Annotated in this window: 10 protein-coding genes and 1 pseudogene; 6 read left to right on the forward strand and 5 right to left on the reverse strand. The window is 61.9% G+C overall.

Annotation, left to right across the window (positions count from 1 at the left end; genetic code table 11):
- Window positions 1–49: 49 nt before the first annotated feature.
- A complete protein-coding gene (locus tag JOH52_RS05170; RefSeq protein WP_017274566.1) occupies window positions 50–1,396 on the reverse strand; it encodes a tyrosine-type recombinase/integrase in 1,347 nt (448 codons plus the stop codon).
- Between the two features lie 376 nt (window positions 1,397–1,772).
- Here JOH52_RS05170 and JOH52_RS05175 point away from each other — a divergent pair.
- Both JOH52_RS05175 and JOH52_RS05180 read left to right on the forward strand, forming a co-directional pair.
- Window positions 1,773–2,560 (forward strand): annotated as a pseudogene (locus JOH52_RS05175) (YdcF family protein).
- A gap of 63 nt (window positions 2,561–2,623) precedes the next feature.
- Window positions 2,624–3,259, forward strand: coding sequence for a trimeric intracellular cation channel family protein (locus JOH52_RS05180; protein WP_003534379.1), 636 nt, complete (start codon window positions 2,624–2,626; stop codon window positions 3,257–3,259).
- 30 nt (window positions 3,260–3,289) lie between these two features.
- On the opposite strand, the gene irrA is transcribed toward JOH52_RS05180, so the two are convergent.
- Entirely contained in the window at window positions 3,290–3,712 is a 423-nt protein-coding gene (irrA, locus tag JOH52_RS05185; RefSeq protein WP_010968450.1) for an iron response transcriptional regulator IrrA, read from the reverse strand.
- Window positions 3,713–4,089: 377 nt separating this feature from the next.
- Between irrA and fabA the strand changes: the two genes are divergently transcribed.
- The 4 genes from fabA to JOH52_RS05205 all read left to right on the forward strand — a co-directional run bounded on the left by fabA (window position 4,090) and on the right by JOH52_RS05205 (window position 7,915).
- On the forward strand, window positions 4,090–4,605 hold the full coding sequence (gene fabA / locus JOH52_RS05190; protein WP_010968449.1) for a 3-hydroxyacyl-[acyl-carrier-protein] dehydratase FabA: 516 nt from the start codon (window positions 4,090–4,092) through the stop codon (window positions 4,603–4,605).
- 49 nt (window positions 4,606–4,654) lie between these two features.
- Complete coding sequence (gene fabB, locus JOH52_RS05195) at window positions 4,655–5,875, forward strand: beta-ketoacyl-ACP synthase I (protein ID WP_003534376.1); 1,221 nt, start codon at window positions 4,655–4,657, stop codon at window positions 5,873–5,875.
- Window positions 5,876–5,879: 4 nt separating this feature from the next.
- Window positions 5,880–6,686: an enoyl-ACP reductase FabI gene (gene fabI, locus JOH52_RS05200; protein ID WP_003534375.1), complete on the forward strand. Its 807-nt coding sequence runs from the start codon at window positions 5,880–5,882 to the stop codon at window positions 6,684–6,686.
- A gap of 152 nt (window positions 6,687–6,838) precedes the next feature.
- Window positions 6,839–7,915 (forward strand): ISAs1-like element ISRm21 family transposase, encoded by a 1,077-nt coding sequence (locus tag JOH52_RS05205; RefSeq protein WP_010969728.1) that lies wholly within the window; start codon window positions 6,839–6,841, stop codon window positions 7,913–7,915.
- A 169-nt stretch (window positions 7,916–8,084) separates the two neighbouring features.
- On the opposite strand, the gene JOH52_RS05210 is transcribed toward JOH52_RS05205, so the two are convergent.
- The 3 genes from JOH52_RS05210 to rpsO all read right to left on the reverse strand — a co-directional run bounded on the left by JOH52_RS05210 (window position 8,085) and on the right by rpsO (window position 11,971).
- Window positions 8,085–9,101, reverse strand: a complete 1,017-nt coding sequence (locus JOH52_RS05210; protein ID WP_010968448.1) for a class I SAM-dependent methyltransferase — start codon at window positions 9,099–9,101, stop codon at window positions 8,085–8,087.
- Between the two features lie 79 nt (window positions 9,102–9,180).
- Entirely contained in the window at window positions 9,181–11,334 is a 2,154-nt protein-coding gene (pnp, locus tag JOH52_RS05215; protein WP_010968447.1) for a polyribonucleotide nucleotidyltransferase, read from the reverse strand.
- 367 nt (window positions 11,335–11,701) lie between these two features.
- On the reverse strand, window positions 11,702–11,971 hold the full coding sequence (rpsO, locus tag JOH52_RS05220) for a 30S ribosomal protein S15 (RefSeq protein ID WP_003534369.1): 270 nt from the start codon (window positions 11,969–11,971) through the stop codon (window positions 11,702–11,704).
- Between the last annotated feature and the right edge of the window lie 153 nt (window positions 11,972–12,124).

Below are 12,124 nucleotides of genomic sequence, written 5' to 3' on the forward strand. Positions count from 1 at the left end.
GAAGATGCACTTGCAAGGATTGCCGGAGATCTCGGCTGCTGGAGCGAGGTTATCCACCGCTAGGGAGCATCACCGCCTCAATACACGCCTTCAACTGAGCTGCGGACGCTCCGGTGGTATAAACGCCAAAGGTGATGTCCTTCTTCTTGTCTGCCTTGTGGCCCACGACATCCCTGATCGTCTCGATCTGTTGGCCAGCGTGCCGTGCTTCGGTGATGAACCATCTCCGAGCAGAGTGAAAGTTGACGAGGCTGCGTCTCTTACCCGGCCGCTTGTCGTCTACCTGGAGCAGCACCCGAAAGCGGTTGAAGCGTTTGCCGAATGTGTCCCCAGGGTCACGCAAGCCTGCCAATTCGTGGAAGAGCCAGTCCCTAGCTTCCTTCCCCTCGGTTCGCCGCTGAATGATCTCCGCCAGAGCAGGATGGATCGGCACCTTACGAGCGGCTGCTTCGGTCTTGCCTTGCTGAATGTCGAAGACCCCATCGTGAACGTCTTCGATCCACAGCGTCAGCACCTCCGCTTGCCGCATACCTGAGAGGCAGGAGATCGTCAGCGCATCTCGCAGAAGAAGCTCCCAGTCGGGATCGATGCCGTCCGGGTACCGAGCATAGAGCAGCCGCTTCAACTCATCCTCGGTATATGGTCGCTCTTCCTCTCTCTCCCCCCTCTCCACGCGCCTGCGCTTGCTAACCACTTCCTGACCAAGCCAGGGATTATCCTTCAACTCCCCCGTCACGTGTCCTCTCATAAGCAGGTATTCCCAGTAGCCGCGAAGAGCCGTCATGTGCTTCTTCGCCGTGCTACGGTCCATCGGCTCGATCACTTCCGTCACGTAGCGACCCGCTGTCTTCCGGGTTATGTCAGGCAGCCTGAACTTCTCAGCAAGGCACCATCGGGCAAAGTGGTTGAGGACGCCCCGACGTTCAGCGGTGGTCTTTGGGGCTAGCTTGATGGCACCGAGGTACGCATCGAAGTGGTGGTCAATAGGATGGTCACCAACGAAGGCGCGGGCGAAGCGTTCGCGGGCCTCTTCCTTCAGGGCGTCCTCTTCCGCCTCAGCGGCCCAAACGAGGTCTTGCAGGGCCTCACTATCACCGCTCTGCGTGACGGCAGCCATAGCTTCCCGGTAAATCTGCCCTCGCTGCTCGGCTATCTCTTCCGCTGAGGTGATGATCTCCCCAGCCTTCACGCGGGCGAAGAGCGTTCGAACTTCCCGTTCAAGGATGTCGCGCTGTGCCATGGCTTGTTTGATGTCGCCCGTGTTCAGGCTTTGCATGTACATCGTCTTCCCGTCGAAGTGGTCTAGACAGGCAGCAGGTACCGCCATGCGAAACCACCAAGTCTGCCCCCGCAAGTCCAGCAATCGCTTGGACCCTTTGCTGCTCTTTCCCGCCATTCTGACCAACCATTCTGACCAACCTATAACCGGGATTAGCAAGTAAAAACAGGATTTTCAATGGGGTAGCGCCGGAGATCGTCGATCCCGCTTAGCTCCACCAAATTTTCCGATGAATTTTTAGGACGCGTTCACGGATATAGGCGATGCGCCGATCATGCGCCCAGCCTTGCATGGTAATCTCCCGCCGCGACTTTACGTCGGCTGGTGCCTGCGAAGCGGTGACAGCGGATTTCTGTTTCATCCTTCAATAATAGCCGAATATCCGGCATTTACCTTCGCTGTTCGCGTCGGGCCGGACCGGCCGGCAGACCGAGCAGAAATCGTAGCCACGGTTGATGAAATCTTAACCCGCAGTCGCGGAGAAACTGGACACATGTTTCTCGTCTCGAAAATCTTCTGGCTCGTCGCCCAGCCGCTGTCGCTCGCCTTCCTCGCCCTCGTCGTCGGGGTGCTGCTTATGCTCGGCCGTTTCCGCCGCAGCGGCGGTACTTTGAGCGCCTTCGGGCTCGCCGTCCTCTTCGTCACACTCTTCACCACCGCCGGCTCCTATTTCCTGCAGATCCTCGAGGATCGGTTTCCCCGCCCCACGCCGGAGCCCACGGAGCTTGCCTGCATCATCGTGCTCGGCGGCGCCTTCGAGAATGTGGTGATGGCCAGCCGCGGCGGCATGGAGCTGAACCAGGCGGCCGAGCGGTTCGTCGAGACCTTGAGGCTCGCGCAGGCCTATCCGCAGGCACGCATCCTTGTCTCGGGCGGAGACGGGTCGCTCAGCGGCATCTACGAGGGCGACGCGCATGCTTCGGAAAATTTCTTCGGGACCTTCGGCATCGGATCCGACCGGCTGATCCGCGAGGGAGAATCGCGGACGACCTTCGAAAACGCACGCTATACCAGGGATCTGCTGGCCAAGAACGGGCTTGAGCGTTGCGCACTCGTGACCTCCGCATACCACATGCCGCGCTCTATCGGTCTTTTTCGCGCAAACGGCATGGAGGTCACGCCCTGGCCGACGGATTATCGCACGAGCGGCAAGGTGCGGCTCGGCTTCGATTTCACCAGCCCTCGCTCAACGCCCAATTGGCGACGACGGCCGCCAAGGAGTGGACCGGGCTCGTTGCCTATTATCTCCTCGGCCGGACGCAGACGCTGCTGCCGCGGTAGTCTACCGCATGTTTTCTTTAATAGGTTACGATTAGAGGAGACTTGCAGCCAAGCGGAGCAGCCATGCCGATCCTCGAATTCCTCGACTATGCGGGCGTCGCAATCTTTGCGGCGACGGGCGCGCTGTCGGCCTCCCGCAAGCAGCTCGACATCATCGGCTATCTGTTTCTCGCTTCCGCGACCGGTATTGGCGGCGGCACCATCCGCGACCTCGTTCTCGGCGCGACGCCGGTGTTCTGGGTGGTGAACCCCAATTTCATCATCGTCTGCGCGGCGGTGGCGGTCGCCGTCTTCCTCACGTCCCATTTGCTCGAATCGCGCTACCGGATGCTCGTATGGCTCGACGCGCTCGGCCTCTCGGCCTATTGCGTGATGGGCGCGGCAAAGGGGCTGGCGGCGACCGGCTCGCCCATCGTCGCCCTGGTCACGGGCGCCCTGACGGCAACCTTCGGCGGGGTTCTGCGCGATCTTCTGGCCGGCGAGCCCTCTGTCCTCCTGAGGCCGGAGATCTACGTCAGCGCAGCCCTCATCGGCGCCGGCGCCTTCGTCCTGGCCAGCCTAGCCGGATTGCCGCTTGTCGCAACGTCCGCGCTCGGCGTCATCACGGCCTTCGCCGTGCGGGGCGGCGCGCTGCGATACGGCTGGACGCTGCCGACGGGAAAGGCCGGTCCCGGCCGCGACCCGGACGACGTGATGTGACGAGACTTCGTGGCTCGGGGTGACGGACGCTCAGCGCTCGGTCTTGTGACGCAGCCGGATTACCACGTCGACATGGGAGATTTCCATGCCTTCCGGCGGTTCGGGGAGATTGTCGATCTGAATATTGCTCACCGGAATGTCGAGGACTTCGTTTTCGCCCTCGATGAAGAAATGGTGGTGATCCGAGACATTCGTATCGAAATAGGTCCTGGCGCTCTCGACGGCGAGGACGCGGATCATGCCGGCTTCGGTGAACTGGTGGAGCGTGTTGTAGACGGTGGCGAGCGAAACGGGAACGCCGGCCGTGACGGCCTCTTCATGCAGTTCCTCCACCGTCAGGTGACGGTCGCCCTTGGCGAAGATCAGATCGGCAAGCGCGACGCGCTGGCGCGTCGGGCGCAAACCCGAACTGCGCAGCCTCTCCTGTGAGGACATGTGCGTTGCTTTCGTCATCGACAACCGTTCCGATATACCTGCGGGATCCGTGGATTATCAATTTGCGATATAACTTCTGGCGCCGCGGCTTTCAATAGATTCCGCACATGCGAAGGCCGCAAAGGCCTGAAAATCGGCCCAAAGCGGGGGAAGGCGGGCATTTAACTCTGGCCGCCGCCACATTCATACTGTAAGCGACGGCGGAATGATGTCACCATTCCGAGCGGTTCGGAGACGATGAGAGAGCTTTCCTTAGCCCGCATGCCGCTCTACTTGGAACGTCACGAGCCGCAGCCCGCATCGCAGCCGCGGATGACAGGTTGCGCTTCAAATCAGACCGGACTTGCACTAAAGCAGGTCGGAGAACACATAATCGACTCGGGAAGCAACCATTCATGAACACCAGACAATCCAGCTTCAGCTATGAGGAAATCCTGATCTGCGGCCGAGGCGAAATGTTTGGCCCCGGCAACGCGCAGCTGCCGCTGCCGCCGATGCTGATGTTCAACCGCATCACCGACATTTCGGAAACGGGCGGGCCAAACGACAAGGGTTATGTCCGCGCCGAATTCGACATCACGCCGGATCTCTGGTTCTTTCCCTGCCACTTCATGGGCGATCCCGTCATGCCCGGATGCCTCGGTCTCGACGCCATGTGGCAATTGACCGGTTTCTTCCTCGGCTGGCTCGGGGAGGCCGGCAAGGGCCGCGCCATCTCCACCGGGGAAGTGAAGTTCACCGGCATGGTGACGCCGAAGACCAAGCTGGTAGAATACGGCATCGACTTCAAGCGCGTCATGCGCGGCCGTCTGGTTCTTGGCATCGCCGACGGCTGGATGAAGGCCGATGGCGAAACGATCTACAAGGCCACCGATCTCAGGGTCGGCCTCTTCCAGGAAAAGGCCGACTGAACTGCGGGCGATCCCCGCACGGTTCCAATCGAAGAAAAGGTCATCTGACATGAGACGGGTTGTTGTAACGGGCCTCGGCATCGTTTCCTCGATCGGCAGCGATGCCGACGAAGTCACCGCGTCGCTGCGCGATGCGCGGTCGGGCATCACGTTTTCTCCGGACTTTGCCGAGCACGGCTTCAAATGCCAGGTCTGGGGAGCGCCGACGCTCGACCCGAGCGACCTCGTCGACCGCCGCGCCATGCGCTTCCTGTCCCAGGGCGGCGCCTGGAACCATGTGGCGATGAAGCAGGCGATCGCCGATTCCGGGCTCGAGGCCGGCGACATCACCAATGAGCGCACCGGCATCATCATGGGCTCGGGCGGCCCTTCTACCCGCGCGATCGTCGAAGCGGCGGAGATCACCCGCAAGAACAACAGCCCGAAGCGGATCGGCCCCTTCGTGGTGCCGAAGGCGATGTCGTCTACGGCTTCGGCGACGCTCGCGACCTGGTTCCAGATCCACGGCGTCAACTACTCGATCTCGTCGGCCTGCTCGACTTCGGCGCATTGCATCGGCAATGCCGCGGAAATGATCCAGTGGGGCAAGCAGGACGTCATGTTCGCGGGCGGCCATGAAGATCTCGACTGGACCATGTCCAATCTTTTCGACGCCATGGGCGCCATGTCGTCGAAGTACAACGACACGCCGTCCGTCGCGTCGCGCGCCTATGACGCGAACCGCGACGGCTTCGTCATCGCCGGCGGTGCCGGCGTTCTCGTTCTGGAAGAGCTGGAGCACGCCAAGGCGCGCGGCGCCAAAATCTATGCGGAAATCGTCGGTTACGGCGCCACTTCGGACGGCTACGACATGGTCGCGCCATCAGGCGAAGGCGCGGTTCGCTGCATGCGCCAGGCGCTGGCCACCGTGAAGGGCGAGGTCGACTACATCAATACCCACGGCACCTCGACGCCGGTCGGCGATCAGAAGGAGATCGGCGCCATCCGCGAGGTCTTCGGCGAGAAGATGCCGCATGTCCAGTCCACGAAATCGCTGACCGGCCACTCGCTCGGCGCGGCCGGCGTGCAGGAATCGATCTACGGTCTCCTGATGATGCAGGCCGGCTTCATCGGCGAAAGCGCTCACATCACCGAGCTCGATCCCGAATTCGAAGGGGTGCCGATCGTCCGCAAGCGCATCGACAATGCCAAGATCGACACGGTTCTTTCGAACTCCTTCGGCTTCGGCGGCACAAACGCGACGCTCGTCTTCCAGCGCTATAACGGATAACACGATGAACGGATTGATGAACGGGAAGCGCGGCCTCATCATGGGCGTCGCCAACAGCCATTCTATTGCCTGGGGAATCGCCAAGTCTCTCGCCGCCCAGGGCGCAGAGCTCGCCTTCACCTATCAGGGCGAAGCCCTCGGCAAGCGCGTCAAGCCGCTGGCTGCAGAGGTCAATTCCGACTTCCTGCTCCCCTGCGACGTCGAGGACATCGGCTCCGTCGACGCTGTCGTCGACGCCATAAAGGAGCGCTGGGGCAAGCTCGATTTCGTCGTCCACGCCATCGGCTTCTCGGACAAGAACGAGCTCAAGGGTCTCTATGCCGACACGACGCGGGACAATTTCAGCCGCACCATGGTGATCTCCTGCTTCTCCTTTACCGAGATTGCCAAGCGTGCAGCGGAGCTGATGAGCGAGGGCGGCACCATGCTGACGCTCACCTATGGCGGCTCGATGCGGGTCATGCCGAACTACAACGTCATGGGTGTCGCCAAGGCCGCGCTCGAGGCTTCGGTGCGCTATCTTGCCGCCGACTACGGATCGCGCGGCATCCGCGTCAATGCGATCTCGGCCGGTCCGATCCGAACGCTTGCGGGCGCCGGCATTTCCGATGCGCGCGCGATGCTCTCCTGGCAGCAGAAGAACTCGCCCCTTCGCCGGACCGTCACCATAGAAGACGTCGGCAGTTCCGCACTTTATCTGCTCTCGGACCTCTCGCGCGGCGTCACCGGCGAAATTCATTACGTCGACTCCGGCTACAACATCACCTCGATGCCGACGCTCGAAGCATTGCGGGTCGCAGACGCGGATTAAATCGCGTGATTGCCACGCTGCCCACGGCGGTTGGATGAGGCCCCTCCCTAACCCCTCCCCACAAGGGGCAGGGGAATCGCATTTAGCAAATAAGCGGTTGTTTTGTTGCGGCAAATCGATTCTTGGAGTTCTCCGCTGACTTGGAGGTCTCGATGAGTAGATTTGCCGCTTGCTTTGAAGATTTGCCCGATCCGCGCGGTCGCAATGCGCGCCATCCGTTGACGTCGATCCTGTTCATTGCCGTTGCGGCGATTGTCTGCGGTGCGGAAAGCTGTACCGATATGGCCGATTTCGGCGTTGCCAAGAAGAAATGGCTGAAGACAATCGTGCCGCTGCCCTATGGCATTCCCAGCCATGACACCTTCTCCACCGTCTTCCGCCATCTCGATCCGGATGCCTTTGACGCGGCCTTTCGCCGTCTCACGGCGAGCTTTGCGCAGGGTCTCGAAGGGGTGGTAGCGATCGATGGCAAGGCGGTGCGCGGTGCCTACCGGCGCGCCGCCAAGGCCACGCCACTCCACTTCGTCAATGTCTGGGCTGCCGGTCCCGGTCTGGTCATCGGCCAAAAGCTCGCGCCGGGCCGCAATGAGGTGCAAGGGGCTCTCGATGCGCTCGCGCTGCTGGCACTGGAGGGCTCTATCGTCACCGCCGATGCCCTGCATTGCCGGCCCGACACCGCCCGCGCCATCCTCGCTGCCGGCGGCGATTATGCTCTGGCACTGAAGGCCAACCAGCCCGGCCTCTTGGCCCAGGCGCTCGCCCGCATCGAGGACGCCGACCACGTCGAGAGCATCCAGATTGCAGCCGAGACTGCCCATGACCGCACCGAGACACGCCGCGCCAGCGTTGTGGCTGTCGACGATATCAACTTTCCGGGCCTGCAGGCCATCGGCTGCGTCGAGACCACAAGCCGTCATACCAACGGCCATTTGACCAGCCATGTCCGCTACTTCCTGCTCTCCACCACCATGTCGCCGAGCGCGCTGATCGAGGTTGTAAGAACCCATTGGCAAATCGAAAACAAACTGCATTGGGTTCTGGATGTCCACTTCCGCGAGGACGCCGCCAGAAACCGCAAGGACAACGGCCCTCAGAACATTGCCTTCTTGCGCAAGATCGCTCTCAACCTCTTGCGATCTCACCCCGACAAGGCCTCCATCCGCCGGAAAATCAAAAAGGCGGGCTGGGATGACCAATTCCTCACTTCTCTTATCGCTCATATGCGATAGCCCTGCCACAAGGGGGAAGGGCTAGGCGCTTGCGGCTAGCGCTTTCCCATTTCGCAAGTTCGCGGATGACGCAAAGGCTGACTTTGGACCCGCGAGGTGCGGCAGAAGTAGCCCCTCCCCCTTGTGGGGAGGGGTTAGGGAGGGGTCACATTACGGCAAATAAATCGACTCAGCGCTTCGCCCAGAGCACCTTGAAGCGCGCATTGCGGCAGGTCTCGCCGATTTCCTTGAAGTTCTCCGTCAGGACCGGCTCATAGGGAAGTCCGCGATTGGCGACGAGCATCAGCCGGCCGCCATGCTTCAGCGCCTTGGCGGCCGCCTTGATCATCGCCGCGCCGAGCGCAGGCTCGGCGGCATGGCCCTCGTGGAAGGGCGGGTTCATGACGATAAGGTCGTATTTGTCGCGCGTCTCTTCGGCCGTCAGGTCGTGCCAATAGAAACGGGCCGCCGTCGAAGGCGCATTCGCCGCCATGTTTGCCCGTGCCGCCTCCAGCGCTTCGAAATCCGCTTCGAACAGATCGATGCCCTTGAGGCTGGGCGAAGCCTCGGCAAGCTTGACCGAGAGATAGCCCCAGCCGGCGCCGAAATCCGCCGCGTGGCCGGTGAAATCGCGCGGCAGGCGCGACGCGAGCAGCTCCGAACCGGCATCGACGCGGTCATGCGAGAACATGCCGGGCGATGCCACGAACAGGCCGTGGACGCGCACCGGGACCTTGGCGAGCGCCGAGATGGCCTCGGCGGCGTCCTCGGGCCGCGTGAACCAGAAGGCGACGCCGTGATATTTCGGCATCGAGTCGCCATCCCAGCCGAACTTGTCGATCCTCTTGCGCAGCGACTGAATGCCGTCCTCCTTGCCGCCGGCGACTACGATCAGGGCACCGGCGCGGGTGCGTTCCAAAGCCTGTGCAATGCGGTCTTCGTTCTCGCCCTTGTGCCTGCCGCAGAGAACGAGGGCAGCGTCGTAGCCGTCGCCGGCCGCGACGGGCACCACATCGGCGCGAGCGGCCGTCAGCGCGCGGTAGAGCGGCTTGAGCGGCTGCACGGCGGAGACGTCCGCAGCAAAGCCTTCCGGCAGGCGGTAGCCCGCCTCGGCGCCGAGGAAGAGTACCCGCTCGCCCTCTCCCGGCGGATCGATGATCCCCATTGCGAAGGGATGGAACAGTGTTTTCAGCGCGTCGCGGCTCATGGTTCGATTCCGTTTCCGTCACAAGAAAGGGCGCGAAGCGATCCGCTCCGCGCCCTGAATGGTTTCAGCCGAGGCCGGCTTACTCGGCGGCTTCGCCGCCGTCCTTCTTTTCGCTCTTCTCGGCAACGACTTCCTTGCCGGTCGCCTGGTCTACGACCTTCATGGAGAGACGAACCTTGCCGCGCTCGTCGAAGCCCATCAGCTTGACCCAGACCTTATCGCCTTCCTTGACGACGTCGGTGGTCTTGGCAACGCGCTCGGAAGCGAGCTGCGAGATGTGGACGAGGCCGTCGCGGGCGCCGAAGAAGTTGACGAAGGCGCCGAAATCGGCCGTCTTGACGACAGTGCCTTCATAGACCTGACCGACTTCCGGCTCGGCGACGATCGAGTGGATCCACTTGCGGGCGGCCTCGATCTCCTTGGCGGAAGCCGACGCAATCTTGACGGTGCCGTCGTCGTCGATATTGATCTTGGCGCCGGTCTTTTCGACGATTTCGCGGATGACCTTGCCGCCCGAGCCGATGACTTCACGAATCTTGTCGACCGGAATGTTCATGACTTCGATGCGCGGTGCGAACTCGCCGAGCTGGCCGCGGCTCTCGGAGATGGCCTTGGCCATTTCGCCGAGAATGTGCAGGCGGCCTCCCTTGGCCTGGTTGAGGGCAACACCCATGATTTCTTCGGTGATGCCTTCGATCTTGATGTCCATCTGCAGCGAGGTGATGCCGGCATCCGTGCCCGCGACCTTGAAGTCCATATCGCCGAGGTGGTCTTCATCGCCGAGAATGTCGGAGAGGACGGCGAAACGGTCGTCTTCCTTGATGAGGCCCATGGCAATGCCGGCAACCGGCTTGGCGAGCGGAACGCCCGCGTCCATCAGTGCGAGCGACGTGCCGCAGACGGTTGCCATGGAGGACGAACCGTTGGACTCGGTGATCTCGGAAACGACGCGCAGCGTGTAGGGGAACTGTTCCGCGGTCGGCAGCATCGGATGGATGGCGCGCCAGGCGAGCTTGCCGTGGCCGATTTCGCGGCGGCCCGGAGAACCCATGCGGCCGGTTTCACCGACCGAATAGGGCGGGAAGTTGTAATGCAGCATGAAGTTTTCCTTGTACATGCCAGTCAAGGAATCGACATACTGCTCGTCTTCGCCGGTGCCGAGCGTGGCAACGACGATCGCCTGCGTTTCACCGCGGGTAAAGAGCGCCGAACCGTGCGTGCGCGGCAGGATGCCGACTTCGGCGACGATCGGGCGAACCGTGACGAGGTCGCGGCCATCGATGCGGCTCTTCGTGTCGAGGATGTTCCAGCGAACGATCTTGGCCTGCAGGTGCTTGAAGACAGCGGCAATCTCTTCGGCGGTATGGGCCGGGTTCTCGACGCCTTCCGGCAGGAAATGCTCCTTGACCTTTGCCTTTACCGCATCGACGGCGGCATAGCGCGCGGCCTTCTCGGTGATCTTATAGGCGTTGCGCAGCTCGTCTTCGGCGATCGAGAGCATCGCATTTTCGAGAGCGGAGTGATCTTCCGGATTGAATTCGCGCGGCTCCTTGGCGGCAACTTCCGCAAGCCTGATGACAGCGTCGATCACCGGCTGGAAGCCCTTCTGGCCGAAAACGACGGCGCCGAGCATGACATCTTCCGGCAGCTCTTTCGCTTCCGATTCCACCATCAGCACCGCTTCCTGCGTGCCGGCGACGACGAGGTCGAGCGTGGATTCGTCCATTTCGTCGAGATGCGGGTTGAGAACGTATTCGCCGTTGATGTAGCCGACGCGGGCACCGCCGACCGGACCCATGAAGGGAACGCCGGAAAGCGTCAATGCAGCGGATGCCGCAACCATCGCGACGACGTCCGGGTTGTTCTCGAGGTCATGCTGCATGACCGTGATGATGACCTGGGTGTCGTTCTTGTAGCCGTCCGGGAAGAGCGGACGGATCGGCCGGTCGATCAGACGCGACACCAGCGTCTCGTTTTCGCTGGGGCGGCCCTCACGCTTGAAATAGCCGCCGGGGATCTTGCCCGCAGCGTAGGTCTTTTCCTGATAGTTGACGGTGAGCGGGAAGAAATCCTGGCCTGGCTTCGGTGCCTTCGCCGAAACCACCGTGGCGAGCACGACGGTTTCGCCGTAGGTCGCGAGAACGGCACCATCGGCCTGACGCGCGATTTTTCCGGTTTCGAGCTTGAGCGGACGCCCAGCCCATTCGATTTCTACCTTGTGTGTCTCGAACATGTTCTGTCCTTCGTGTGCGACAGACCTTCCGCGGCTCATAAAGCGCGGGCGATCTCAAAGCCGCCTGGTGGCGCATCACGGGCAAGACAACGGGAGGCTTCAAAGAAAACCGGCCGCATACCGCTTTGCCGCGCTGCGTATAGCAGCCGCTTCGGCAAGCAGGCGCCGAAGCATCCTGCAATCCTGCCCCATGACGGGCCATTGGTTGATCCGCGATCCCGGCCCACCCGGTCCGCTGGACGGTTGCGCGTCCGATAAGACGCGCGGCGCTGTGGCGCCCTTTACAATACCCTAGGCTTTTTGAAGAGCGCACGGGCTGCAGAAAAAAAGCCGGCGGGTTGCCGAGGCAACCCGCCGGACCAGTCGTTTAGCGACGGATGCCCAGGGCACCGATCAGCTTGGTGTAGCGCGCCTCGTCCTTCTTCTTCAGATAGTCGAGGAGCGACCGCCGGCTGGAAACCAGCGCGAGGAGGCCACGTCGGGAGTGATTGTCCTTCTTGTGGTCCTTGAAGTGTTCGGTCAGGTTGTTGATCCGTTCCGTCAGGATAGCAACCTGAACTTCCGGAGAACCGGTGTCGCCTTCTACGGTTGCGAATTCCTTGATGATCTGAGCTTTGCGCTCTGCAGTAACCGACATCGTTTGATCCTTTCGTTCGAGGATTTGAGGGTCGCCGGCAGCCGGGATGTCGTCCAGCTACGGCCGTTCGCACGAAGAGGCGGCGCCTTTCGCTGGCGTGCCTATAACCGAATCCGTTCCAAAAGGAAAGGGTCATGAAAGCGCTGCGCGGCA

This window comes from Sinorhizobium meliloti (assembly GCF_017876815.1).
Classification (GTDB): Bacteria; Pseudomonadota; Alphaproteobacteria; order Rhizobiales; family Rhizobiaceae; genus Sinorhizobium; species Sinorhizobium meliloti.

Bases quoted from the DNA above. Each gene is read 5' to 3' on its own strand.
- JOH52_RS05170 (WP_017274566.1), bottom strand. From the start codon at position 1,396: ATGGCGGGAAAGAGCAGCAAAGGGTCCAAGCGATTGCTGGACTTGCGG.
- JOH52_RS05205 (WP_010969728.1), top strand. From the start codon at position 6,839: ATGAGTAGATTTGCCGCTTGCTTTGAAGATTTGCCCGATCCGCGCGGT.
- fabB (WP_003534376.1), top strand. From the start codon at position 4,655: ATGAGACGGGTTGTTGTAACGGGCCTCGGCATCGTTTCCTCGATCGGC.
- JOH52_RS05180 (WP_003534379.1), top strand. From the start codon at position 2,624: ATGCCGATCCTCGAATTCCTCGACTATGCGGGCGTCGCAATCTTTGCG.
- fabI (WP_003534375.1), top strand. From the start codon at position 5,880: ATGAACGGATTGATGAACGGGAAGCGCGGCCTCATCATGGGCGTCGCC.
- fabA (WP_010968449.1), top strand. From the start codon at position 4,090: ATGAACACCAGACAATCCAGCTTCAGCTATGAGGAAATCCTGATCTGC.
- rpsO (WP_003534369.1), bottom strand. From the start codon at position 11,971: ATGTCGGTTACTGCAGAGCGCAAAGCTCAGATCATCAAGGAATTCGCA.
- pnp (WP_010968447.1), bottom strand. From the start codon at position 11,334: ATGTTCGAGACACACAAGGTAGAAATCGAATGGGCTGGGCGTCCGCTC.
- JOH52_RS05210 (WP_010968448.1), bottom strand. From the start codon at position 9,101: ATGAGCCGCGACGCGCTGAAAACACTGTTCCATCCCTTCGCAATGGGG.
- irrA (WP_010968450.1), bottom strand. From the start codon at position 3,712: ATGACGAAAGCAACGCACATGTCCTCACAGGAGAGGCTGCGCAGTTCG.